Here is a 23,604-nt window from a genome sequence, read left to right as displayed (position 1 = left end):
AAGTGAATCGCGGAAGCAGAAGCGAATCCCCCCTTACCCCCCTTTTTCAAAGGGGGGAAGCAACGCCCTGCCGAATGATGCTGTGTCGCGCTCCGACGCCGTGGCTGGACAACCAGAAACCCTGCCTAGCGTGCCCCCGCTGTCTCCCCCCTTTGCAAAAGGGGGGTAGGGGGGATTCGCTTTTACTCGTTGCGGGTTCGAAACATCACTTCACGCCATATCGCCTCGATCACAGCATCCGTCTCCAGCAGCACTTGCCGATCATCGAACCGCAAGACCTGCAGCCCCAGTCCGCGCAACGCGCCATCACGCCGCGCATCGGCAATGCGTGCACCATCCTCGAAATGCTGCCCACCATCCAGCTCCACGACGAGCCGCGCAGCCGGCGCATAAAAGTCGACCACATACCCGAGCAGCGGCTTCTGGCGATAGAACTGCACACCCTCGATCTGCTTCCGCCGCACACGAAACCACAAGCGCTGCTCCGCATCGGTCATCCTGTTGCGCAGTCGTCTGGAAGCGGGCTTGAGACGGCGGTCGTAGGGCAGCATCGGGAGAGTGAACTGTTCAACCCACAAGCTCGAAAACCAGTAAACCACCCGCGCACGAATAGGAAATCGATAGTCCTGATCAGCCGGCCTTTCCCCCCTTTGAAAAAGGGGGGCAGGGGGGATTGCCCTTCAAGCATCATGGAGGTGCCATGCCGACCCTCCTGATCGCCGACGACCATCCGCTTTTCCGCGAAGCCTTGCGCGGCGCAGTCGCGCGCGTGCTGCCCGACGCGCAACTGCGCGAGGCCGACAGCGTCGAGGCGCTGTATTCGCTGGTGGAAGCCGAGCCCGACGCCGACCTGCTGCTGCTCGACCTCAACATGCCCGGCGCGCAGGGTTTCAGCGCGCTGGTGCACCTGCGCGCACTGCATCCGCAGCTGCCCATCGTGGTGGTGTCCGCGCGCGAGGAACCGACGGTAATGCGGCGGGCGCTCGACCACGGCGCGATGGGCTTCATCCCCAAGTCCGCCGACGCCGCGACCCTGGCCGAGGCGATCACGCGCGTACTCGACGGGGACCGCTGGGCGCCGTCGGTCGCGCTGTCCGCCCCCGCTGCGCACGCCGACGAACACGACGCCGCGCAGCGCCTGCGCGATCTCACCCCGCAACAGTTCCGCGTGCTGCAGATGCTGGGCGCCGGCCTGCTGAACAAGCAGATCGGCTACGAACTGGGCGTGTCGGAAGCGACGGTGAAGGCGCACGTCACCGCGATCCTGCGCAAGCTGGGTGCCAGCAACCGCACGCAGGCCGTGCTGATCGCCGGCCGCCTGGCGCTCGACCCGGGTGCGATCGTTCCGCCCCCGGAAGAGGCGGAGTAGCGGCATACGCAGGCAACTGCGGTTCGCGCCAGCTTCCACGGCGAATCGTTCATTCGTGGTCCGCGACTCACGCGACACCGCCGACAACGGTTATCCCATCGTAGAAGGACGCCGCGCATGCGCAGCAGCGTCGATCCAATCGTCCAGCGGATTCACACGGCCTGAACGCAATCACGCACGGCACACGCGCGCAGGCGTACTGCTGCGCGCGGGCGCCCACGGCGCGAACAGGCGAGGCAGGGATGGGACACCTCGGGCGATGGATCGGCGCAATGACGCTGGCGGTCGTGGCCGGTTGCGGGGGCCATGCGCAGCTGCGCGGCGGCGAGGACACCGGACCGCAGCCGGTGATCGCGCAACCGGCGCCGTCCGCGGTGCCCGTGGTGGACATCGCGCCGGCGAAGGGCTGGGCCGCGGGCGAAAAGCCGACGCCCGCGTCGGGACTGGCGGTGACCGCGTTCGCCACTGGCCTGCAGCACCCGCGATGGCTTTACGTGCTGCCCAATGGCGACGTGCTGGTGGCCGAAAGCAGCGCGCCGCCGGGCAAGTCGGGCATCCGCGGCATCAAGGGCGAGATCATGGCCAGCGTGATGAAGCGCGCCGGGTCCGCGGTTCCCAGCGCCAACCGCATCACCCTGCTGCGCGATGCCGATGGCGACGGCGTCGCCGAGATGCGCAGCGTGTTCGCCAGCGGGCTGACCTCGCCCATCGGCATGGCGCTGGTCGGCGACACGCTGTACATCGCCAACGCGGACGCGCTGGTGCGCGTGCCCTACGCGGCCGGACAGACCCAGGCCAGCGGCCCCGCGCAGAAGGTGATGGACCTGCCGGGCAGCGGCGAGGAGCTCAACCACCACTGGACCAAGACTCTCGTCGCCAATGCGGACGGCAGCCGCCTGTTCGTCGGCGTGGGCTCCAACAGCAACATCGCCGAGAACGGGATGGCGGCGGAGCAGGACCGCGCGGCCATCCTGGAGATCGACCCGGCGGCCGCCACGCGCCGCGTGTTCGCCAGCGGCCTGCGCAATCCGGTCGGCATGGCGTGGGAGCCGCGCACCGGCGCGCTGTGGGTGGTGGTGAACGAGCGCGACGAGCTCGGCAACGACCTGGTGCCCGACTTCCTCACGCGGGTCGAGGAAGGCGCGTTCTACGGCTGGCCGTACAGCTACTGGGGCCGCCATGTCGACACGCGCGTGAAGCCGCAGCAGCCGGAGATGGTCGCCCGCGCACGCGTGCCGGACTACGCACTGGGCTCGCATGTCGCGCCGCTCGGGCTTGCATTTGCCCGCGGCGGAAAGCGCGGCGCGGCGTTCGCGGAAGGCGCATTCGTCGGCCTGCACGGCTCGTGGAACCGCACGCCGCTGAGTGGCTACAAGGTGGTGTTCGTGCCGTTCCGCGATGGCCGGCCGCAGGGCGGCATGGTCGACGTGCTGACCGGCTTCGTCGACGAGGAGCAGCACGCGCGTGGACGTCCGGCGGGCGTGGCCATCGCCCGCGACGGCGCGTTGCTGGTTGCCGACGACGTCGGCAACGCGGTCTGGCGCGTCAGCGCGGCCACTCCGCGCTGAGCGGGCTCACGCCTGCACGGCCTGACGCTGGGCGGCGAGGAAGGCGCGCAGCGACGCGGGCCGAACCGGCTTGGTGAGCACGCGGCATCCGTGCTCGCGGGCCGCCAGCTTGAGCGCATCGCTGCCGTCACCGGTCAGCAACGCGGCTGGCAACGGACGCCCGCACTGCGCGCGCAATTCATCGATTACGCCCAGGCCGTCCAGGCGATCGTGCAGGTGGTAGTCCACCAGTGCGACGTCCGGCTGCTGCGACAACAGCGCAAGCGCCTCGTCCGCATTCGCCGCGGTCAGCGCGGTCACGCCCCAGCGCTGCAGCAGGCTGCGCATGCCGTCAAGGATCTCGCGGTCGTTGTCCACGCACAGCACGCGCAGGCCGGCCAGCGAATCGCCGCCGACCATCAGGTGCGGCTCCGGCAACGGCGCCGCATGCATCGCGCGCCCGAACGGCACGGTGATCGAGAACACGCTGCCGATGCCAACGCGCGAACGCACGCGCAGCGGATGCTCCAGCGTGCGCGCGATGCGCTGGCAGATCGACAGGCCCAGGCCCAGGCCACGTTCGCCGCCCCCGCTGGGCGTGTCGAAACGACGGAACTCGTCGAAGATCTGCGCCAGGTGATGCTGCGAGATGCCCGGACCGGTATCCCACACCTGCAGTTCCACAGCGCCTTCGCGCAGGCGCGCGGCGATCAGCACGCCGCCTTCACGCGTGTAGCGCAGCGCATTGGCCAGGAAGTTCTGCAACGCGCGACGCAGCAGGCGGCGATCACTGCGCACCGGGCGTGGCCGGTCGGGTGCACGTACGCGCAACTGCAGGCCACGGCCGGCGGCAACCGGCGCGTACTGCGCGACTAGCTCGCGCAGCAGTTCGTTGACGTCGAAATCGGTGATCTCGATGCGCAACGCGCCCGCGTCGAGGCGCGAGATGTCGAGCAGGCCATCGAGCAGATCCTCGGCCGCGCGCAACGATGCGTCCACGCGTTCGGCCAGGCGCGCCTGCTCGACGGTGTCGGGCGTCTCGCGCAACGCGCTGGCGAACAGGCGCGCGGCGTTGAGCGGCTGCAGCACGTCGTGGCTGATGGCGGCGAGGAACCGGGTCTTGGACTGCTGCGCGGCTTCGGCCTCGCGCGTGCGCAGTTCCACGCGCTGCTCCAGTGTCTCGTTGACTTCGCGCAGCCCCTGCTCGGCGCGCTTGTAGTCGGTGACGTCGCTGTAGGTGGTGACGTAGCCGCCGGGCAGCGGACGACCGCGCATCTCGATCACCTGGCCATTGGCGCGCACACGTTCGAACACGTGCGGCACGCCGGCGCGAAGGTGCGCGAGCCGGCGGCGGACCTGCTCCTCGATGTCGCCCGGACCCATTTCGCCGCGCTCGGCGTTCCAGCGGATCAGGTCGCTCACCGGGCGACCGACGTAGAGCATGCCGTCGGGATATTCGAATAGTTCCTGGTAGCGGCGGTTCCATGCGACCAGGCGCATTTCGGCGTCGACCACGCTGACGCCCTGGCTGATGTTTTCCAGCGTGGTGGACAGGATCTGCCGGTTGAAGCGCAGCTCCTGGTTGGCCTCGTCGAGCAGTGCGACGACTTCGCCCAGTTCCATGCCCGAACCGCGCAACGCGGTGGTCAGCGTGAGGCGCGCCGACGCCGCGCCGATGGCCGAGGCGAGCAGGCGTTCGGTGAACTGCGCCAGCGCGCGATCGGCCGGCTGCTCCGGTTGCCACGTGCGGCCCTGCTGTTGTGCGTATTCCTCGAACGCGCGGCGCGCGTGGCGCTCACCGACGATGCGCTCGGCCAGCGCCAGCAGTTCGCCGCCGCGCACGTTGCCCGCCCAGCCGCCCGGACCCAGTGCCGGGCGCTGTACGTACGGGTCCAGGAACGGCGCAGCGAGAAGCTGCTCCTGCAATCGTGGACGCTGGCGCACGGACACGAACAGGAACACGCCGACGTTGAACAGCAGCGACCAGAATGCGCCGTGCGTCAGCGGATCCCAGCCGTGCAGGCCGAACAGCTGCTCCGGCCGCAGCCAGTCCACGCCGAGCGGGCCGTGTTCGATCCATCCGGTGGCGAACCACCCGCCGCGCGAAAGCGCTGGCAGCAGCAGCGTGTACAGCCACAGCGCGGTGCCGGCAAACAGGCCCGCGAACGCGCCGGAGCGGCTCGCGCCACGCCAGTACAAACCGCCGATCAGTGCCGGTGCGAACTGCGCGACCGCGGCGAACGCCAGCAGGCCGTGCTGCGCCAGCGTGTCCTCGCCGGCGGCGTAGAACGCCGAGCCGCGGTGATAGCCATAGGCCATCATCGCCAGCACCACGATGGTGATGCGGCGCACCCACAGCACCTGCTTGTCGATGCCCATGCTCTCGCCGGGCGCTCGCTCGTGCAGTGCGCCGCCGCGCAGCAGCAGCGGCATGATCAGGTCGTTGCTGACCATCGTCGCCAGCGCCACGCTGGCCACGATCACCATGCCGGTCGCGGCGGAAAAGCCGCCGATGTAGACGATCAGTGCCAGCGTTTCCTGCTGCAGCGCCAGCGGCAACGCCAGCACGTAGGTATCCGGCGAGGCACCGCTACCGGCCAGCAGGCTCTGGCCAGCTAGCGTGATCGGCACCACCAGTAGCGAGATCAGCACCAGATAGCCGCCGAACAGCCACCGCGCCGAGCGCAGGTCGGCCGGGTCCTGGCATTCGACGACGGCGACGTGGAACTGGCGCGGCAGGCACACGATGGCGGTGAAGGCCAGCAGCGTCTGCGCGACGAAACCGGTCGGCAGGCCCGGCGCCGTGACCACCGGCGCGGCCTGCACCATGCGTTCGACCAGATTGCCGCTGCCCGGCAGATGCGCCAGCGCGAACACGCCGATGGCGACGAAGGCGAGCAGCTTGACCAGCGATTCCAGCGCGATCGCCAGCACCATGCCGCGATGGTGTTCGGTCGCGTCGATCTGCCGCGTGCCGAACAGGATCGCGAACGCGGCCAGCATCAGCGCCACGTAGAAGGCGGGGTCGGACAGCAGCCCCGCGTCGCTGGGCACGTCGGCTAGCACCTCCACGCTCATCGCCACAGCCTTGAACTGCAGCGCCACGTACGGCACCGCGGCGGTCAGCGCGACGGCGGCCACCAGCGCGGCCAGCCCCGGCGCGCGCCCGTAACGCGACGACAGGAAGTCGGCGATGGAGACGATGCGGTGCTCGCCGGAGATCAGCACCAGCCGCTCGAGGATGCGCCAGCCGAAGGCCAGCATCAGCAGCGGTCCCAGGTAGATGGGCAGGAAGCCCAGGCCGGTGCGCGCCGCGGTGCCGACCGCGCCGTAGAACGTCCACGACGAGCAGTACACCGCCAGCGCCAGCGAATAGACGGCCGGCCGCAGCCAGCGCGCACGCGGCGTGGTCTCGCGCAGGTCGCCGTAATAGGCCACCACGAACAGCACGCCGACGTACGCCGCCGACACCAGCAGCAATATCCAGCCCGGGATCACTCGCGCCTTCTCCTCCGCTTGAGGAGCGAGTGTATGTCGCGGCAGCGCCGCAGTACCCGGGCACGCGCCGGATGGTGCTGCCGCGGCCCCGTTCAGCCCGACGCGGGGAGGCTCACTTCTCCTGGATCACGCCGACACCGCCGTGCTCGGTGACGAACAGCAATCGGCCCGCCCCGACGACGGCCATGCCGTTGGGCAGGTCCAGGGTCGAGGGCAGCGGACCGGCGGGTCCGTTCCCGCGCAGGCCGAGCGTACCGCCGAGGACGCTGGGCCGGCCGTCGCTGCCGATGCGCATGATGGTGTGGTTCGAATCGTCGCTGATGTACAGCGTGCCGTCGGGGCCCGCGTCGAGCCGCCCGGGTCCGCAGAAGAGGAAGGCGCAGCGGATGAGCAGGTTGCCGTTGTCCGTTCGCTCCAGGCCGTCGAGGTAAGCGCGGTATGCCTCCAACGGCTGCGGGACCGGCAGCACGCGCGCGTGCAGGCCGTCGTCGCGCAGTTCCCACACCACACCGGACCCGTCCAGCACCAGCAACTCGTCCGCTGGACCGACGGCGACGTCGATGAAGCCGTCCGGCAGGATGCTCTGCTCCGGATTCTGTTCCGCGAGCCGGATGGCCGCGCGGATCGCTTCCTCGTGAGTGGCGACCGTACTCACCTGCCCATCGTAGCCGATGCGGCGCACCACAGCCTCCCGGGTGCCGGCGACGTACGGACTGGTGTCGAGGACATACATGTTGCCGGTGCGGTCGAACGCCAGCCGTTGCGGCTTCCAGAACGTCGCGGTCGCGAGCGGACCGTCGCGACGTGCACGGTCGGACTCCTGGCCGGCGAAGGTCTCCAGCGTGCGTCCCTGTGCGTCGAGGCGGCGGATGCGGCCGCTGTCGCCGTCGGCGATGTACAGCCGTCCCGCAGCGTCGAATGCGAGATCGGCCGGATAGGTCAGGCGCGCGCGTTGCAGCGGGCCGTCGTCGATCCCCTCGACACCCGGTTCGCCGATCTTCGCGAGCAGGTTGCCGTCACGATCGAGGCGAATCACCGTGTTGTCCAGGCGACGGGCAATGTAGATGGAACCGTCCGGTGCCTGCGCCACCGATTCGAAGCCGCCACCTGCGCGGCTCTCTTTCTCGGCTGCCGTCTCGTCGGTGCCATGGCCGATGAGTTCGGGGATCCGACCGCTCCGGTCCAGGCCGAGGATGCGGTCGAAGTCGGCGAGATAGATCAGGCCATCGGGTCCGACAACGATGCTGCGCGCATCGTCGTTGCTCTCGTCGTCGCGCGCGTGCACGCGGACCAGTCGGCCGTCGCGATGCAGGGCCAGGACTACGCCGCCGTTCTCCACGGTCAGGTACACGGTGCCATCGCCCGTCGGCGAGATGCCGGCCAGCGCCTCCACTTCATCGCCTTCGGCGGTGCGGGCCGGCAGTGTCAGCATCGGCTCGGCGCTGCCGTCCACCACGCGCCACAGCGCCGTGTCGGTGGCCAGGTACATCGCTGCGTCGGCGGCAGCGGCAATCGCGCGTGGCGCGCCGATCAACGAGGTGACGTCGCGCTCGTCGCTGTCTTCGGCCGATGGCGCGTCGCCGCCGGCCGCAAGCGCGGCATCGGCCTGCACAGCCGCGAGGGCAGCGTCGTCGGCATCGGACGACGGTGCACCCACCGGCATCGCCGGCGGCGCCGACATTGCATAGGACTCGTCCGATGCAGCCAACTCCACGCCGTCCTTCAGGCGCAGACGCAGTGTTTCGACGCGACCGTCGGACGTAACGGTGCGGATCGCCTGGTTGTAGGTATCGGCCACCCACAGCCGCCCGCGTGCATCCATGGCCAGCGCACGGGGCGAGTTGAAGCGCGCGGTGCCGCCCCTTCCGTCGGCGAAACCTTGTTCGCCCGGCGCTCCCGCCAGCGTGGTGACCTCGCCGTTCGGGGCGATCCTGCGGATCACGTTGTGGTGGCCGTCGGCCACAAAGACGTTGCCGGTGCTGTCGGCGGCAAGTCCCCGCGGATCATGGAACAGCGCCTGCGTGGCGGGCCCGTCACGGTGTCCACGTTCGCCGCTGCGGCCCGCCAGCGTCGTCACGCGTCCATCGGCGGAGACGCGGCGGATGGTGTAGGCATAAGGCTCGGCGACGAGCAGGCCACCGCGATACGGATCGGCCGCCAGCACCAGCTTCCGGGTGAAGCGCACCGCGGTACCGGTGCCGTCGAGATTGCCCTCTCCTCCGGGAGGGCCAAGGATCCAGTCGATCCGCCCCGTCGCCGAGGCCGGAGCAATCGCTACACACAGTAGACAGGCCAAGGCGGCAAGACGGAACGTGGACGGCTTCATGCGAGGTGTGGCTCCAGGAGGGGGCCACACCTTACCCAGCGGATTCGTGCACCGCAGTGCGGAATTTGCCTTATCGGCCGGCAGCTACATCAGCGAATCGGCCAGCCGGGCAATGCCTTCCAGGCTGCGATGCCAGCGCGGACGCGCGCGCCAGCCTGGCAGTGCCAGCACTTCGGCATCGGCCAGGTAATGGTCCTCGATGGCCCGCAGCCGCGCGACCACGTCGCGGTCGTAGCACAGCATGCCTGCCTCGGCGTTGAGCGCGAAGGAACGGATGTCCAGGTTGATCGATCCGATCAGCGCGATGCCCTCGTCCACGCTCAGGTGCTTGGCGTGGAGGAAATGCGGCCGGTACAGGGCGATGCGCACGCCCGCCTGCAGAAGTTCATCGTAGTAGGAACGCTGCGCCCAGCGCGTGAGGCGCTGGTTGTTGCTCTGCGAGAGGATCAGCTGCACATCGACGCCCGAGAGCGCCGCCACGCGCAGCGCACCCAGCGTCACGTCGTCCGGCACGAAGTACGGCGTGGTCAGCACGACGCGGCGACGCGCGCGCTGGATCAGCGCGGCCACCACGTTGCGCGCGTTCTCGAACGGATACGCCGGGCCGCCAGGCAGCAGCTGCGCCGGCGTGTTCCCCGCTGCCGTTTCGACGAAGGCGTCCAGCACCAGCCGCTCGCCCGTCTCGATGAACCAGTCGCTGGCGAACAACGCCGCGATCTGCCGCACCGCCGGACCTTCCACGCGTGTGACCAGTTCGCGATTCGGATGCTTCGGCACGAAGTCCGCATCGGCCAGGTTCTGCGAACCGACATAACCGATGCGCCGGTCGATCGACGCCAGCTTGCGGTGGTTGCGCAGGTCCATGCGCGAGAGGCTGCGCCACCGCAGTCCGCCGGAAAGCATCGCGCGCACCTCCACGCCGGCGGCGCGCAGCGGCCGTGCGAACGCTCGCAGGCCCGGCTTGGCGCCGACGGCGTCCAGCAGCAGCCGGCAGCGCACGCCGCGGTTGGCAGCGCGTTGCAGCGCCTCGGCCACCGACCGCCCGACCCGGTCGTCGAACATCAGGTAGTACAGCAGGTGCACTTCCTCGCGCGCCGCGCCGATGTCGGCCAGCAGCGCGGCCAGCGACGCGTCGTAGTCATCCAACAGCTGCACCGCGTTGCCATGCATCGGCATGAAATCGCCCAGGCGCTCGGCGAGCCTGGCGATGTCCGCCGCCGCGCCGTCTCCTTCGCCAGGTTGCCAGCGCAACGCGCCCAGCCCCGCCTGGCGTTCACGAATCAGCTGGGATGCCTGGGCTTGTCGCTGGCGACGCACGCGGGCCAGCCACGGATGCCCCAACACCAAGTACAGCGGCAGCCCGAACAACGGCACGAAGCCCACCAGCAGCAACCAGCTGCGCGCCGCGGCGGGCGGGCTCTTCACCGGAATCCACGCCAGCGCGGCCAGCCGGATCAGCCAGTCCAGCAGGAACAGCCAGTACCCGGGATGGAGGTCGTGCGGCATGGCCGCATTGGAACACGCGCGCCGCTGCCTCGCATGGTCCAGGCAATAGCGCCGTTTGGGACTCGTCTGATGGTCCGTATGCGCCGCTTCCACGAGCCTGCGCGCCTCACAGGAAGTCAGCAGATCTCATGAGTCGAGCAAACTGGGCAGATAAGGGACAACAACTGCGTCTGGGTCCGACGGACTCTTCGCAATGGCTGCGATGCATTGGCGCATCTCGCCTCGGTGGCGTGGAAATGCAGGCGCCGGAACTGTCGCTGTGGCTGCAGGCCCGCGGCAGCAGCTGGGTGGACGCGAAGGAAGGCCGCTTCCATCTTCGCGAGGGAGACTGGATCGCGTTCTCGCGCGACGCACGGCCCGTGGTCCAGGCCGATGCGCGCGGCATCTGCGTGGGCGTCAACATCCCCGTGACGACGCTACGGACGATGGCGCACTTCGGCGAGTTCGGCCTGCACGTAGGCCGGGGCCGCGTGGCGGCGGAGGATGCGCTCCGGGTGGCGCGGCTCTGGTACCGCGTTCGTCGCCAGGTGCCGGCTCCGACGACCGATGCGTCGTTGACGGCACCGATGCGCTCGCTGCTTCTTGCGCTGGAGCAGATGCAGGCCAAGCAACGCCAGCAGATGCTTCGCTGCCCGGGCGCGACGCTGACGCGCAAACGCCAGGTCTTCGAGCGGATGCAACGTGCGCGCCTGTACCTGGAGGGGCACTGCGACCGCGTGGTGCGGATCAGCGAACTCGCCCAGCGCGCACAGTTTTCCAGCTGGTATTTCTCGCGTGTGTTCCATCAGGTGTACGGCGAAAGCCCCCAGACCACCTGTTCGAAGCTGCGCCTGCAGCGCGCCGCCGGCCTGCTGGCATCCACGTCGATGGGCGTGGCGGAAGTCGGCTCGGCCAGCGGATTCGAGAACAACTGCAGTTTCGCCCGCAGCTTCCGTGCGCACTTCGGCATGACCGCCACCCAGTACCGTGCGGCGAGCCGTCCGCTGGCGCTCGATTCGCAAACATGCGGAACCTCGCGCGCACGTCATCTCGTAGGTAACGGCGAACTGCTTGGGTTCCCCGCGAAAACCGCATCGCGCAACTCCACGCATAACGTTTCGAAGCGTTTAACGCGCTCATAACAGTTAACTGGAGAGAACCCATGACCCATCGCACCTGGCGCGCCACCGCGCGCCTCGGCCTGCTGCCCGCGGGCATCGCGATCGCCCTGGCCCCGGCCTTCGCCGCCGCCCAGGAATCCGACAAGGACGCCACCACGCTGGACCGCATCGAGGTGACCGGCTCGCGCATTCGCAGCGCGACGCTTGAAACCCAGCAGCCGATCGTCACGATCGGCCGCCAGCAGATCCAGCAGCAGGGCTTCACCACGGTCGCCGACATTCTGCAGAACCTCACCTCGACCGGCTCGCCGGCCATCTCGCGCGCGGAAGCGCTTGCGTCTGGCGAGAACGTGGGCGGCTACTACGTCGATCTGCGCAATCTGGGCGCCCAGCGCACCCTGGTGCTGGTCAACGGCAAGCGCCTGGGCGCCACCACCGCGGGTTACCAGGACCTGAGCCAGATTCCCACGTCGGTCGTCGATCGCATCGAGGTGCTCAAGGACGGTGCATCCGCCATCTACGGATCGGATGCCATCGCGGGCGTAGTCAACGTCATCACCCGCAAGCGTTTCGACGGTGCCGAGGCCAGCGCGTACGTCGGACAGTACGGGCAGGGGGACGGCGAAACGCAGCAATACTCCTTTACGCTCGGCTCTACCGGCGAGCGCGGCGGCGTGACGCTTTCGGTGGAATACAACAAGCAGGAGCCGGTCTGGGCTCGCGATCGCTGGTTCAGCGCATACGGGAGCAAGGGCGCCAACTATCCCCGCGCGGGCTGGAGCCCCATCAGCCAGAACGGCTCGTGGTGTGATCCTGCGGTCTACGACTGCAGCAAGGCGTCCGCCCTGTGGCAAACCCTCGACCATGGCGGCGATCCGACCAACCCCGCCGACTATCACGCGCTGACGTCGTCCGAGTACGCCAATTCCAATGAGCAGATGATGCTCCAGACCGGCATCGAGCGGCGCTCGGTGTTCGGCAGCGCAAGCTACGACGTGACCGATCATGTCGTGTTCAATGCCGACCTGCTCTACAACCACCGCTCCACCGACCAGCAGATTGCCGGCTACCCGTATCAGTCCGATTCGTTCGACACGCCGCTGTCGGGCGAGAGCGCCTTCAATCCCGTTGGACGCGACGTGGAGTTCCGCCGGCGCATGTGGGAAATGCCACGCACCACGCGCAGTGACCTGGAGACGTATCGGTTCTCGGGCGGCTTCAGCGGTGATTTCGAACTCGCCGGAAAGGCTTGGGACTGGGATGCCGGTGCGATGATGAATCGCAACAACCTCACCAAGTTCGGCCGCGGCGACGCCAGCCTGATCGCCACCGAGCAGGCGCTTGGCCCATCGTTCATCAACGCGCAGGGCGTCGCCCAGTGCGGTACCGCGGCCGACCCGATCGTACTGGGCTCGAACATCGGCAACGGCGAGTGCATGCCATGGAACCCGCTGTTGCCTTACGGCGTCGCTGGTTCCGGATCGCTCTCCGACGCGCGGTTGCAGGATTTCCTCTATCCCTACTACACCGACGTGGGCCAGACCCGGACCACCAGCTACACCGCCAACTTGAGCGGCTCGCTCGCCAGCCTGCGCGCAGGCGACCTGGGCATGGCGGTCGGCGTAGAGCATCGCCGCGAAGACGGCCGCTTCGTGCCGGACGCGTTCCGCCAATCCAACATCAGCACCGGATTGCCGTCGACGACGACGATGGGCTCGTACAGCCTCGATGAGGCGTACCTCGAGTTGAACGTGCCGCTGCTTGCCGACGTGACGTTCGCCAAGGAGCTGTCGATCAACCTGGCCACGCGCTATTCCGACTACAGCAACTTCGGCGACACCACCAACAGCAAGTTCGGCTTCACCTGGCGTCCGCTGGAAGAACTGCTGGTGCGTGGCACGTGGTCGCAGGGTTTCCGGGCGCCGACGATCGACGACCTGTATGGCGGCACGAACGGCAGCTTCGAGTCGTACACCGACCCCTGCGGTTCGGCATCGTCCGGCAACGTGGCCGGGAATGAGGCGTGTACTGCGGCAGGCGTGCCCGCCGACTACGTGCAGATGGGACAGGGCAGTATCCCGTGCACCGCGTATCCGTGTCAGAGCCCGTACCAATTCCTGTCCGGCTCGAATCCCGATCTCAAGCCTGAGACGGCCGACACGCGCACGGCCGGACTGGTCTGGAGCCCGCACTGGGTGGAAGGGCTCGATTTCACGCTCGACTGGTACAAGATCAAGATCGAGGACGTCATCTCCGCCGACAGCGTGGACGACATCGTGCACGACTGCTATCGCTTGGGCATCTCCTCGCGATGCGCCAACATCAAGCGCGATGCCAATGGTGTGATCACGATGGTCAACTACGGCCTGACCAACAAGGGGCGCATCGAGACGGAAGGCTACGACTTCGGCGTGAAGTACCGGCTTCCAGAAACCGCGGTGGGCAGTTTCACGTTCGATTGGCAGAACAGCTACGTGAGCTATCTCAAGCTCTGGGCCGACGACAACCCTGCCACCAAGGCGGCAAACTACACCAGTCGCGGCTCGAACTTCCGGCTCCGGTCCAATCTGACGACCAACTGGGAGTACCAGGACTTTGGCGCGACGTGGTCGGCACGCTATTACTCGGGAATGAGCGAGGCGTGCGTGAATGGCCAGAAGAGCCCGGATTGCACCGATCCTTACTACTCCTCGCCCGACACCAACGCGGCTGGCAAGGCCTATCCGCTGCGCAGGGTGGGTGCAAACACGTTCCACGACGTACAGGTGCACTGGAACGCTCCGTGGAATGCCACCGTGGCGCTAGGTGCCAACAACGTGTTCGATCACAAAGCCGCGCTGATGTACTCCAAGCCGAACAGTGACTTCCCGTACTACGGTGGTTTCGATATCGGTCGCTTCTACTACCTGAAGTACCAACAGCGCTTCTGACGGCTGCAGGTCGTGCCCAAGACGCTACGGCCCCGCAAGGGGCCGTAGTTTTCTGTGCGTTTGAGGACGCCAAAAAGAAACCCGCCTTGCGGCGGGTTCTTCGAACAACATCAGGAGGCAAGTCGCTGGATTCCCGCCTTCGCGGGAATGACGCAATGACAAAGGCGTTCGCGATGCGAACGCGTCACTGCGTCACTTGATCTTGCCTTCCTTGTAGATCACGTGCTTGCGAACGACAGGGTCGTACTTCTTGACCTCCATCTTGTTCGGCGTGTTCTTCTTGTTCTTGTCGGTGGTGTAGAAGTGACCGGTGCCGGCCGAGGAGATCAGGCGGATCTTGTCGCGCTTGGAAGCCATGGTTCAGTTCTCCTCAGATCTTCTCGCCGCGGGCACGCAGCTCGGCGAGGACGGCATCGATACCGTTCTTGTCGATGGTGCGCAGGGCAGCGCTGGAAACACGCAGCTTCACCCAACGGTTCTCGGAAGCGACCCAGAAGCGGCGCTCGTGGAGGTTGGGAAGGAAACGGCGGCGGGTCTTGTTCATGGCGTGCGAGACGTTGTTGCCGGTCGTCGTTCGCTTGCCTGTTACTTGGCAGATACGGGCCATACGCACCTCGAAAGGTAAATGGTGTCTCCCTTGGCCAGGGAGGCGGCGGCCCCTCCGCGCCCGGACTTCCGGAGGCGGCACACGATGCGGGTGGTTGAACCTGGCTGCCGGTGGCGGGACGGAATCGTGCTTCCGGGCCCGCCCGGTCGACGCCCCTGAGGGCGAACCGGACGCAGCGAGCCGCGCATTATGCCCGGGAATCGTTGGCGCGGCAAGCACTTATCCACAAGCGGGGGCTTGGCGGGAGCCCGCCAATCCAGGCCCCGCCCGGCGCGGCGCTCAGTAGATCTCGCGGATCTGCTGGACCTTGCCGTCCTTCACCGTGACCAGCAGCGTCTTCTCGTCGCGGCGGTACTCCCAGGTCTCGGACTCCCTGGCGCCGTACTCGTTCTCGACGACGTCCTTGTGGACCGGAGTGCCGGCGAGTTCGACGAGGCGTCCGACGCTGTCACCAACGGTGAGCACGCGGTTGCCGAACGCGTACGAGTCGGCGGCCTGGGCGGCCGGTGCGAGGGCCAGGCTGGCCAGCAGGATGGCGGCGGTGGTGATCTTGCGCATGCTCTTCCTCCTGAGAACGGATGTGTACCACCGAAACAAACGCGACGGGCGCGGCGGCGTTGACCGCGTCCGACCGCCGGCGGGGCCATGGAGCCGCGCCGGCGGTGCCGGCCCCCGTCAGCTGGCCTTGGCCGCCGCCGACTTCGCGATGAAGGCGCGCACCTGCTGCTCCAGCACGGGCAGCGGCACCGAGCCTTCGCTCAGCACGGCGTCGTGGAACGCCTTGACGTCGAACTTCGCGCCGAGCGCCTTCTCGGCCTCCGCGCGCAGCCGGACGATCGTGATCTCGCCCAGCTTGTAGCTCAGCGCCTGGCCGGGCCAGGAGATGTAGCGGTCGACCTCGGTGGTGACCTCGTGCTCGCTCAGCGCGGTGCGGTCGCGCAGGTAGGCCAGCGCCTGGTCGCGCGTCCAGCCCTTGTGGTGCACGCCGGTGTCGATGACCAGGCGGCAGGCGCGCCACATCTCGTAGGTCAGGCGGCCGAAGTCCTCGTACGGCGTCTCGTAGATGCCCATCTCCACGCCCAATTTCTCGCTGTACAGGCCCCAGCCCTCGCCGTAAGCGGAGATGTACGTCTCGCGACGGAAGGCCGGCAGTTCGCCCTGTTCCTTCGCCAGCGAACCCTGCAGCGCGTGGCCAGGTGCGGATTCGTGCAGGGTCAGTGCCGGCAGGTTGTACAGCGGGCGTGCGGGCAGGTTGTAGGTGTTCACCCAGTACGTGCCGGCGCCGCCGCGGCCGCTGGTCCAGAACGGCGCGATGTCCGGCGGCACCGGGATGATGGTGAAGCGGCCGCGCGGCAGCGTGCCGATGTACTTGCCGATCTCGCCGTCGACGCGCTTGGAGATCCACGCGGCGCGATCGAGCAGCTGCTGCGGCGTGCTCGCGTAGAACTGCTTGTCGGTGCGCAGGAAGTTGAGGAAGTCCGCGAAGCTTCCCTTGAAGCCGACCTTGCGGATGATCTGGTCCATCTCGGCCTGGATGCGCGCCACTTCCTGCAGGCCGATCTGGTGGATCTGCTCGGGATCCAGGTCGAGCGTCGTGTATTCGCGGATCTGCTGGCGGTAATAGGCCCGGCCGTCCGGCATCTGCTCGGCGCCCAGCGTGGTGCGCGCCTTGGGCACGTACTCGCTGCGGAAGAACGTCAGCAGCTTGGCGTAGGACGGGATCACGCGCTCACGGATCGCGGCGATGCCGGCTTCGCGCAGACGCGCCTGCTCGTCGGCGGGGATGCTCGCCGGCATGCGCTTGAACGGCTCGAAGAAGTTCGCCTGCTGCGGATCCTTCAGGTCGGCCACGGCTGCGATCGACACATCGCGACCGTCGAGCACCGCGCGCGGCACGCTGAAACCGCGCGCCAGCCCGGCGCGCATGTTCTCGATGTTCTGGTCGAAATAGCGCGGCACGTCGCGCAGGCGATCGATGTAGGCGCGGTAGTCCTCGGCCGTCTTCAGCGGCCGGCGCGTCATGAAGCCCAGGTTCGACCAGAACGAGGAGTCCGAGTTGAACGGCATCTCGTAGCCGCGCAGGCGTACTTCGGCGGCGAGGTTCTCCACCTGCGCGCGATACACGGCGAAGTTCACCTTGTTCTGCTCGCTCAGTTGCGCCGGATCGATGCCGTCGAGGTCGCGCAGCACGTTTTCCCACACCTTCAGTCGCGCCTGCTGGCTCGCGGCATCGACCGACGGAAGGGTGTGGCGGTCGCTGGAGCCGTCGTTGTCCTCGTCGGCGGCGCCCGTTTCGGCCTGGCGCCACTGCCACTCCTTGTCGTAGATCGCCTGGAAGCGGTCGTCGACGGGACCGGCGAACGCGGCGGAGGAGGCGAGGGCGAGTTGGGCCGACAGTGCGGCGGCAAGAAGCAGTCGTTTCACGAAAAATCCCCGGGACGAGCGAACCGGCCGATCATCGCATCCCGCAGGCGCGTGCGGCATGCGCCGGACGGGCTATGCGACGGAGGTCATGCGGTCGCGACACTTCGGCGGGTTTGCGGCCTCGTGGAGGCAGGCTTGCGGACGAATGGGGCAAAGCGGCTTGTCCGGGCGGAGGCGGCGTGTCTCCGCCAGTCACGGGCCGCGTTTGTTCGATGAAACCTGAAATCGGGTTCTGGTGCGTCGCCCCTGCTGCGGCCGGATCGCGTCGGATGGGTGGATTCCCGCCTTCGCGGGAATGACGGCAAAAAACGGCTCGGCCTGAGCCAGACAGGCATGCACTGGAATTGCTCCGGCTCTGGTGCGTCACCGCGCACCAGCGCCACGTCGGATGGATTCTCGCCTCCGCGGGAATGACGGCGAAAAGACGGCTGGGCCACAGCCAAACGCGACATGCACTCGAACCGCACCCGCGAAACGCACTGAGACGCGCGACGGCACGGCACATCGCCGGGCCGAAGCGATACGCTGGCCTCAGTGCGTCGCCCGATCGCGTTTCCACCCGCGGTGGCGGATGTCCAGGTAGAGGCTGTACGCCGCGGTGAAGGCGGGGAACAGGTTCTGCAGCACGCCCACCGAGTCCTGCTTCTGCGAGAACAGGAAGTAGCTCAGCGTCATCACGCTGCCAACCAGGCTCATGTACCAGAACAGGCGCGGGATCACGGGCTTGCCGTGCTTGCGCGAGGCGACGAACTGCACCAGCCAGCGGCCGCCGAACATCAGCGCGCCGGTCAGGCCGATGATCTTCCACGGCGACATGTGCAGTCCGGTCCATTCGAGCCAGACGATCGGATGGTTCATGAAGTCGAAGTCCATGGCGGTGTCCGGTGGTCTATGTCGCGCCCGATAAAGACGCTTGGTTCCGTCATTCCCGCGAAGGCGGGAATCCAGTGCCTTTGCTTAAAAGCCGATGACCGCACACACAAAAATCACGGATTCCCGCTTTCGCGGGAATGACGAACTGGTGCCGTCTTGGCGGCTATTCGATCTCTTGCACCTGGGTGACCTTGCTGCGCTTGATCAGCCATGCCACGCCCATCAGGTCGCGGATGCCGACCAGCGCGCGCTGCAGGTTGTTGTACTTCGACACGCCGGACGAGCGCGCACGATGGTTCACCGGCACGCTGACCGTCTTCCATCCCGCGCGCTGCATCAGCGCCGGCAGGTAGCGGTGCATGTGGTCGAAGTAGGGCAGGTCCAGGAAGGCGGCGCGTTCGAACAGCTTGATGCCGCAACCGGTGTCCGGCGTGGCGTCGCGCAGCATGTTCGCGCGGATCGCGTTGGCATAACGCGAGGCCCAGCGCTTGCTGCCGCTGTCCCGGCGGTTCACGCGCCAGCCGGCGAACAGGCGGATGTCGGGTGCGGCCTTCGCGCGCTCGTCGAGCAGTTTGGGGATGTCGGCGGGGTCGTTCTGGCCGTCGCCGTCCAGCGTCGCGATCCAGGCACCGCGCGCAGCCTTCACGCCGGTGCGGATCGCGGTGCTCTGCCCGCTCTGGACGAGGTGGCGCACCACGCGCAGCTCGGGCACGTCCGCCTTGAGCGCCTGCAGTACCTGCAGCGTGTCGTCGCGCGAGTGGTCGTCGACGTACACGATCTCGAAGTCGATCCGTCCGCGCAGTGCGGCGGTGATCTCGTGCACCAGCGGCGCGACGTTGTCGCGTTCGTTGAACACCGGCACGACGACGGACAGTGAGGGGCTGGCGGTCATTGCCGGATCATGCCTTGTCGCCGAAGTACTCGCGGCACCAGGCCACGACCTGCGGCAGGCCGGTTTCGATGGAGGTGGACGGGTCGAAGCCGAACGCCTCGTGCGCACGCGCGGTGTCGGCCATGGTCTCGATCATGTCACCCGGCTGCATCGGCTTGTACACCTTCTGCGCCTTCACGCCCGCGGCATCCTCGATCACCTCGATGAAGCGCTCCAGTTCGACCGGCGTGTGGTTGCCCAGGTTGAATACCCGGTGCGGCACTTCGCCCTGCGGCGGATGGTCGAGCGCGCCGAGCACGCCGGCGACGATGTCGTCGACGAAGGTGAAGTCGCGACGCATCCTGCCGTGGTTGAACACGTCGATCGGCCGCCCGGCCAGCACCGCGCGCGAGAACAGCAGCGGCGCCATGTCCGGTCGCCCCCACGGTCCGTACACGGTGAAGAAGCGCAGCCCCGTCGCGCGAAGGCCGTAAAGGTGCGCATAGGTGTGCGCCATCAGTTCGTTGGCGGCCTTGGTCGCCGCGTACAGCGAACGCGGCTGGTCGATGCGCTGGTCTTCGGAGAACGGTGGCGTGGCCGAATCGCCGTACACCGACGACGAGCTCGCGTACGCCAGGTGCTGCACGCCGCGGTGCCGGCACAGTTCCAGCATGTTGACGAAACCGACCAGGTTGCTGTCGACGTAGGCGTGCGGATTGGTCAGCGAATAGCGCACGCCGGCCTGCGCGGCCAGGTGGATCACGTGCGTGGGCGCGATCTCGTTGAACAGCGCGGCCAGCCCGTCGCGGTCGGTCAGGTCCAGCGTGCGAATGTCCACGTCCGGACACAGCGCGGCCACGCGATCGCGCTTGATCTGCGGGTCGTAGTAGTCGTTGTAGTTGTCCAGGCCGACGACGGCCGCACCCCGCGCCTTCAATGCGCGACAGGTATAGGCGCCGATGAAGCCGGCGGCGCCGGTGACGAGGATGGTGCCGGGGGAGGTTTCAGCCATCGTTTGTCTATGTGGGTGGGGGAATCAGTCCGGGCCTGGATGGATATCGAAACCCAGTGTCAGTTTCAGGTCAGCCAGGCCGGCGCCGAGCGAGGGGTCCAGCTCGAAGCCGAACTGGTGCTCGCCGGACAGGCCGACGAACAGCCCGCAGCGGCCGCCGCGGACGAAGAACGTGTGCAATGCGTCGCGGTGCTGCGCCAGCCGCTGCTGCACGCCGCGCAGGAAGGTTTCCAGATCCTCATCAGACCAGTTTCGGGATTCGGGTGTCAGATTCGTGTAGGCGTAGCTCTGCGTGTACACGGGGCTCTGGCGCGGACCCGGGTCGAACGGCTTGCGCTCGCCGGCCCGGTACGCCCGCCTGGGCACCAGTCCCAGTTGGTCGAAGAGCGGCCTGAGGTCGTCGCGCGGGTGCATCGCCCGCAGCGAAACGCTGTAGCGGTACGGGTTCATGCCGGCGCGCCCTGGCTTATTCGGTGACGGTGCCGCGCAGCTTTTCCAGCACGCCTTCGAGCGAATCGAGGTCGCTGTAGTGGATCACCAGCCGGCCCTTGCCGCCACGGCCGTGCAGCACGTTGACCTTGGTGTTGAGCGACTCGGACAGCTCGCGCTCCAGCGCGACGATGTCGGCCTGCGGCTTGGCCTTGGCGGCCTTCGGCCTGGCCGATGAGCCGGTCGGGATCTGCCCCGCCGACAGCTGCTGCACGCGGTGCTCCACCTCGCGCACCGACCAGCCGTTCTCGGCAGCCTGGCGGGCCAGGGCGATCGCGGCCTGCGGCGTCAGCGCCAGCAGGGCGCGTGCGTGGCCCATCTCCAGCGCGTGAGTCTCCAACAGCACGCGGATTTCCGCCGGCAGTTCCAGCAGGCGCAGCAGATTGGACACCGCGGCGCGCGAACGGCCGACGGCCTCCGCGGCCTGCGCGTGGGTCAGGTCGAACTCGTCGATCAGCCGCTGCAGGGCGTTGGCTTCTTCCAGCGGATTGAGGTCCTCACGCTGGATGTTCTCGATCAGCGCCATCGCGACCACGGTGCGGTCGTCGACCTCGCGGATCACCACCGGGATCTCGCTCAGCCCGGCCAGCTGCGAGGCGCGCCAGCGGCGTTCGCCGGCAATGATCTCGTAGCGCTTGCCGCCCAGGTCGCGCACGACGATGGGCTGGATCACGCCCTGCGCCTTGATCGACTCGGCCAGCTCGGCCAGCTTGTCCTGGTCCCAGTGCTTGCGCGGCTGGTACTTGCCCGGCGTCAGCGCGTCGACCGGCAGATGACGCAGCACGTCGCCTTCGACCGCCTCCAGTACCGGCGCTTCGGCCGCCGCCTTCGGGCCCAGCAGGGCTTCCAGTCCGCGGCCCAGGCCGCGCTTCTTGGCTACGCTCATGCAGTCGTCTCCTTGACTTCGCCGGTGCGCGCGGTCTTGGCGGCCTGGTCGCGCTCGCGCTGGCGGCGCAGCACTTCGCCCGCCAGTCCCATGTAGGCGATGCCGCCACGGCTGGCGCGGTCGTAACCGACGATGCTCTGGCCATGGCTCGGCGCCTCGGCCAGGCGCACGTTGCGCGGCACGATGGTGCGGAACACGCGGTCGCCGAAATGCTTGGTCAGCTCGGCCGACACCGCGTTGGCGAGGTTGTTGCGCACGTCGAACATCGTGCGTAGCACGCCCTCGATCTCCAGCGCCGGGTTGAGGTTGGCCTTGAGCGCGTCGATGGTGTCGATGAGCGCGCTGATGCCTTCCAGTGCGTAGTACTCGCACTGCATCGGCACGATGATCGAGTCGGCGGCGGTGAGCGCGTTGAGCGTCAGCAGCGACAGCGCCGGCGGGCAGTCGATCAGGATGTAGTCGTAGTCCGCGCGCAGTCCCGCCAGCGCGGTCTTGAGCCGCTGCTCGCGGCCGGACTCGCCCATCAGGCTGATCTCGGCAGCAGTCAGCTCGATGTTGGCCGGCACCAGGTCGAAGTCCTCGGCGGTGCGCTTGATGATCGAGCGCATCTCGACCTCGCCCAGCAGCACGTCGCAGATCGATTCGTCGATCTCGCGCTTGTCGATGCCGCTGCCCATGGTCGCGTTGCCCTGCGGGTCCAGGTCGACCAGCAGCACGCGCTTGGGCGTGCGCGCGAGCGCGGCGGCCAGGTTGACGGCGGTGGTGGTCTTGCCGACCCCGCCTTTCTGGTTGGCGACGGCGATGATGCGGGCCATGCGGCTCGTCCTGGTCTGGAATGGCGGAAAGAGGCCGGCGTGGGGCCGGACCGGTGATTATGCCGGATGGGGGCGACCGGGGTGGGTCCGCGCGCGCAACGCCGAGGATGAACAAGGCGCGGGGCGCGGGCCAGGGCGACGGACGGCAGCCGATGGAAACGGGCAGACGGCCGCCCGGTCTGCGAATCAATCGCTTAGCGGGCCAACCGGCTTCAGCCGGCCGCGGGCACGCGTCCCACGGCGATCAGGTGCCGTTCTGCTTCCAGACCGGGGACCCGCAGCGGATGCGAGGCCCGCACCTGCCAGCCGGCCGGCAGCGCGGCGATCTCGTCCGCCGGGTACACGCCCTTCATGGCCAGCAGCTGGCCTTCGGGCTTGAGCAGGTGCCCGCCCAGTTCGAGGATCAGCGGCAGGGTGGCGAGCGCGCGCGCGGTGATCGCGTCGAACGTGCCGGGCTCGTCGAGGGCCTCGATGCGGGATTCGGCCACGCGCGCGTCCTTCAGGTCGAGCTGGCGGATCGCCTCACGCATGAAGCGCGCTTTCTTGCCGTTGCTCTCCACCAGCGTGACCTGCAGTCCCGGCTTGACGATCGCCAACGGAATGCCGGGCAGCCCGGCGCCGGTGCCGAGGTCGGCCAGCCGGCCGCCGCGGGCCGCCAGCTCGTCCACGAACGGATGCATCGCAAGCGAATCGAGCAGGTGCTTGGTCACCATCTCGTGCGGATCGCGCACGGCGGTGAGGTTGTAGGTGCGGTTCCAGCGCAGCAGCAGCGCCAGGTAGTCCAGCAGCGGCGCAGCCAGCGTTGGATCCAGCGACAGGGCACGCAGGCCGTCGGCCAGCGTCTGGCGCAGGGCCGGATCGAGAGGGGCGGGGGTGTTCATGCGCCGCGAAGTATCGCCGATGCGCCGGGCGGAACGGTGGCGGCGTCATGCGGGACGCCAGGCCAGCGCGCCGAGGTATTCCGGCGCAGGGCCCAGTTCCTGCAGCGTCCATTCCTCCGGCAGGCCCAGCGCCGCATCGCACTCCGCCAGTCGCAGCGAACCGGCGTCCTCCGCGAACCGCAACCGGTGCAGGCCAAAGGAGATGCCGTGCCCATGTGCCTTCAGCACGGCTTCCTTGGCGCACCACAGTCGCAGGAAGCCGTGATCGCGCACGGCGGTGGAGGGCGCCGCATGTAGCCAAGCCAGCTCCGGCGCGGTGAAGAAGCGCCGCGCCAGTTCCAGCGCGCGCGCGCGCGGGCGCAGCCGCTCCAGATCGATCCCCAGGCGCACGCCCTGTCCGAGCGCCACCAGCAGGCCGTCGCCGCTGTGGCTCCAGTTGCAGTCCCACGACGCGAAGGCCCCTGCCAGGC

Annotated in this window: 20 protein-coding genes; 4 read left to right on the top strand and 16 right to left on the bottom strand. The window is 68.0% G+C overall.

The features are described from left to right. Positions 1-182: 182 nt before the first annotated feature. The gene (locus VFE83_RS14025; protein ID WP_324907190.1) at positions 183-551 is read right to left on the bottom strand and encodes an endonuclease domain-containing protein; all 369 of its coding nucleotides are present in this window, start codon (positions 549-551) and stop codon (positions 183-185) included. A gap of 149 nt (positions 552-700) precedes the next feature. On the opposite strand from VFE83_RS14025, the gene VFE83_RS14020 reads away from it, so the two are divergent. Further along, positions 701-1,369 (top strand): response regulator transcription factor, encoded by a 669-nt coding sequence (locus VFE83_RS14020; protein ID WP_324907188.1) that lies wholly within the window; start codon positions 701-703, stop codon positions 1,367-1,369. A 242-nt stretch (positions 1,370-1,611) separates the two neighbouring features. Then, on the top strand, positions 1,612-2,937 hold the full coding sequence (locus VFE83_RS14015; protein WP_324907186.1) for a sorbosone dehydrogenase family protein: 1,326 nt from the start codon (positions 1,612-1,614) through the stop codon (positions 2,935-2,937). 6 nt (positions 2,938-2,943) lie between these two features. Here the strand turns inward: VFE83_RS14015 and VFE83_RS14010 are convergent, their stop codons facing one another. The 3 genes from VFE83_RS14010 to cls all read right to left on the bottom strand — a co-directional run bounded on the left by VFE83_RS14010 (position 2,944) and on the right by cls (position 10,246). Then, a complete protein-coding gene (locus tag VFE83_RS14010) occupies positions 2,944-6,414 on the bottom strand; it encodes a PAS domain-containing hybrid sensor histidine kinase/response regulator (protein ID WP_324907184.1) in 3,471 nt (1,156 codons plus the stop codon). Positions 6,415-6,526: 112 nt separating this feature from the next. After that, positions 6,527-8,740: a hypothetical protein gene (locus VFE83_RS14005; RefSeq protein ID WP_324907182.1), complete on the bottom strand. Its 2,214-nt coding sequence runs from the start codon at positions 8,738-8,740 to the stop codon at positions 6,527-6,529. Positions 8,741-8,824: 84 nt separating this feature from the next. Further along, on the bottom strand, positions 8,825-10,246 hold the full coding sequence (cls, locus tag VFE83_RS14000) for a cardiolipin synthase (protein ID WP_324907180.1): 1,422 nt from the start codon (positions 10,244-10,246) through the stop codon (positions 8,825-8,827). A 128-nt stretch (positions 10,247-10,374) separates the two neighbouring features. On the opposite strand from cls, the gene VFE83_RS13995 reads away from it, so the two are divergent. Together VFE83_RS13995 and VFE83_RS13990 are read left to right on the top strand one after the other, a co-directional pair. Next, positions 10,375-11,367 (top strand): AraC family transcriptional regulator, encoded by a 993-nt coding sequence (locus VFE83_RS13995; protein WP_324907178.1) that lies wholly within the window; start codon positions 10,375-10,377, stop codon positions 11,365-11,367. A 20-nt stretch (positions 11,368-11,387) separates the two neighbouring features. Next, positions 11,388-14,276 carry a TonB-dependent receptor plug domain-containing protein gene (locus VFE83_RS13990; protein WP_324907176.1) on the top strand — a complete coding sequence of 963 codons (2,889 nt, stop codon included), beginning with the start codon at positions 11,388-11,390 and terminating at the stop codon, positions 14,274-14,276. A gap of 192 nt (positions 14,277-14,468) precedes the next feature. Here VFE83_RS13990 and rpmG read toward each other — a convergent pair whose 3' ends face one another. From rpmG to VFE83_RS13930, 12 genes are all read right to left on the bottom strand, one after another. Further along, positions 14,469-14,633 (bottom strand): 50S ribosomal protein L33, encoded by a 165-nt coding sequence (rpmG, locus tag VFE83_RS13985; RefSeq protein ID WP_115842766.1) that lies wholly within the window; start codon positions 14,631-14,633, stop codon positions 14,469-14,471. Between the two features lie 13 nt (positions 14,634-14,646). Next, a complete protein-coding gene (gene rpmB / locus VFE83_RS13980) occupies positions 14,647-14,883 on the bottom strand; it encodes a 50S ribosomal protein L28 (protein WP_324907172.1) in 237 nt (78 codons plus the stop codon). A gap of 279 nt (positions 14,884-15,162) precedes the next feature. Next, a complete protein-coding gene (locus tag VFE83_RS13975) occupies positions 15,163-15,441 on the bottom strand; it encodes a DUF2845 domain-containing protein (protein WP_324907170.1) in 279 nt (92 codons plus the stop codon). A 117-nt stretch (positions 15,442-15,558) separates the two neighbouring features. After that, positions 15,559-17,367, bottom strand: a complete 1,809-nt coding sequence (locus VFE83_RS13970; RefSeq protein ID WP_414674749.1) for a DUF885 domain-containing protein — start codon at positions 17,365-17,367, stop codon at positions 15,559-15,561. 471 nt (positions 17,368-17,838) lie between these two features. Continuing rightward, positions 17,839-18,180: a lipid-A-disaccharide synthase N-terminal domain-containing protein gene (locus VFE83_RS13965; RefSeq protein WP_324907167.1), complete on the bottom strand. Its 342-nt coding sequence runs from the start codon at positions 18,178-18,180 to the stop codon at positions 17,839-17,841. Between the two features lie 163 nt (positions 18,181-18,343). Further along, positions 18,344-19,072 carry a glycosyltransferase family 2 protein gene (locus VFE83_RS13960; RefSeq protein WP_324907165.1) on the bottom strand — a complete coding sequence of 243 codons (729 nt, stop codon included), beginning with the start codon at positions 19,070-19,072 and terminating at the stop codon, positions 18,344-18,346. A gap of 7 nt (positions 19,073-19,079) precedes the next feature. After that, the gene (locus VFE83_RS13955; protein WP_324907163.1) at positions 19,080-20,063 is read right to left on the bottom strand and encodes an NAD-dependent epimerase/dehydratase family protein; all 984 of its coding nucleotides are present in this window, start codon (positions 20,061-20,063) and stop codon (positions 19,080-19,082) included. A gap of 24 nt (positions 20,064-20,087) precedes the next feature. Beyond that, positions 20,088-20,513: a hypothetical protein gene (locus VFE83_RS13950; protein ID WP_324907161.1), complete on the bottom strand. Its 426-nt coding sequence runs from the start codon at positions 20,511-20,513 to the stop codon at positions 20,088-20,090. 16 nt (positions 20,514-20,529) lie between these two features. After that, positions 20,530-21,438, bottom strand: a complete 909-nt coding sequence (locus VFE83_RS13945) for a ParB/RepB/Spo0J family partition protein (protein WP_324907159.1) — start codon at positions 21,436-21,438, stop codon at positions 20,530-20,532. Continuing rightward, positions 21,435-22,253 (bottom strand): AAA family ATPase, encoded by an 819-nt coding sequence (locus VFE83_RS13940; RefSeq protein WP_324907157.1) that lies wholly within the window; start codon positions 22,251-22,253, stop codon positions 21,435-21,437. Before VFE83_RS13940 ends, VFE83_RS13945 begins: the two co-directional genes overlap by 4 nt. A 212-nt stretch (positions 22,254-22,465) precedes the next feature. Continuing rightward, positions 22,466-23,134 (bottom strand): 16S rRNA (guanine(527)-N(7))-methyltransferase RsmG, encoded by a 669-nt coding sequence (gene rsmG, locus VFE83_RS13935; protein WP_324907155.1) that lies wholly within the window; start codon positions 23,132-23,134, stop codon positions 22,466-22,468. 45 nt (positions 23,135-23,179) lie between these two features. Continuing rightward, a partial coding sequence (locus VFE83_RS13930) for a 4'-phosphopantetheinyl transferase family protein (protein ID WP_324907153.1) occupies positions 23,180-23,604 on the bottom strand: 425 nt, incomplete at its 5' end.

Origin of the sequence: Lysobacter sp. (assembly GCF_035655815.1) — a bacterium.
Taxonomy (GTDB): domain Bacteria; phylum Pseudomonadota; class Gammaproteobacteria; order Xanthomonadales; family Xanthomonadaceae; genus Lysobacter_J.
The sequence above is the reverse complement of the archived record's forward strand: the minus strand, read 5'-3'. Positions and strand labels throughout refer to the sequence as shown.

Coding starts and splice junctions, on each gene's coding strand:
- VFE83_RS14025 (WP_324907190.1), bottom strand. CDS start 551: ATGCTGCCCTACGACCGCCGTCTCAAGCCCGCTTCCAGACGACTGCGC.
- VFE83_RS14020 (WP_324907188.1), top strand. CDS start 701: ATGCCGACCCTCCTGATCGCCGACGACCATCCGCTTTTCCGCGAAGCC.
- VFE83_RS14015 (WP_324907186.1), top strand. CDS start 1,612: ATGGGACACCTCGGGCGATGGATCGGCGCAATGACGCTGGCGGTCGTG.
- VFE83_RS14005 (WP_324907182.1), bottom strand. CDS start 8,740: ATGAAGCCGTCCACGTTCCGTCTTGCCGCCTTGGCCTGTCTACTGTGT.
- cls (WP_324907180.1), bottom strand. CDS start 10,246: ATGCCGCACGACCTCCATCCCGGGTACTGGCTGTTCCTGCTGGACTGG.
- VFE83_RS13995 (WP_324907178.1), top strand. CDS start 10,375: ATGAGTCGAGCAAACTGGGCAGATAAGGGACAACAACTGCGTCTGGGT.
- VFE83_RS13990 (WP_324907176.1), top strand. CDS start 11,388: ATGACCCATCGCACCTGGCGCGCCACCGCGCGCCTCGGCCTGCTGCCC.
- rpmG (WP_115842766.1), bottom strand. CDS start 14,633: ATGGCTTCCAAGCGCGACAAGATCCGCCTGATCTCCTCGGCCGGCACC.
- rpmB (WP_324907172.1), bottom strand. CDS start 14,883: ATGGCCCGTATCTGCCAAGTAACAGGCAAGCGAACGACGACCGGCAAC.
- VFE83_RS13975 (WP_324907170.1), bottom strand. CDS start 15,441: ATGCGCAAGATCACCACCGCCGCCATCCTGCTGGCCAGCCTGGCCCTC.
- VFE83_RS13970 (WP_414674749.1), bottom strand. CDS start 17,367: ATGCCGCACGCGCCTGCGGGATGCGATGATCGGCCGGTTCGCTCGTCC.
- VFE83_RS13965 (WP_324907167.1), bottom strand. CDS start 18,180: ATGGACTTCGACTTCATGAACCATCCGATCGTCTGGCTCGAATGGACC.
- VFE83_RS13960 (WP_324907165.1), bottom strand. CDS start 19,072: ATGACCGCCAGCCCCTCACTGTCCGTCGTCGTGCCGGTGTTCAACGAA.
- VFE83_RS13955 (WP_324907163.1), bottom strand. CDS start 20,063: ATGGCTGAAACCTCCCCCGGCACCATCCTCGTCACCGGCGCCGCCGGC.
- VFE83_RS13950 (WP_324907161.1), bottom strand. CDS start 20,513: ATGAACCCGTACCGCTACAGCGTTTCGCTGCGGGCGATGCACCCGCGC.
- VFE83_RS13945 (WP_324907159.1), bottom strand. CDS start 21,438: ATGAGCGTAGCCAAGAAGCGCGGCCTGGGCCGCGGACTGGAAGCCCTG.
- VFE83_RS13940 (WP_324907157.1), bottom strand. CDS start 22,253: ATGGCCCGCATCATCGCCGTCGCCAACCAGAAAGGCGGGGTCGGCAAG.
- rsmG (WP_324907155.1), bottom strand. CDS start 23,134: ATGAACACCCCCGCCCCTCTCGATCCGGCCCTGCGCCAGACGCTGGCC.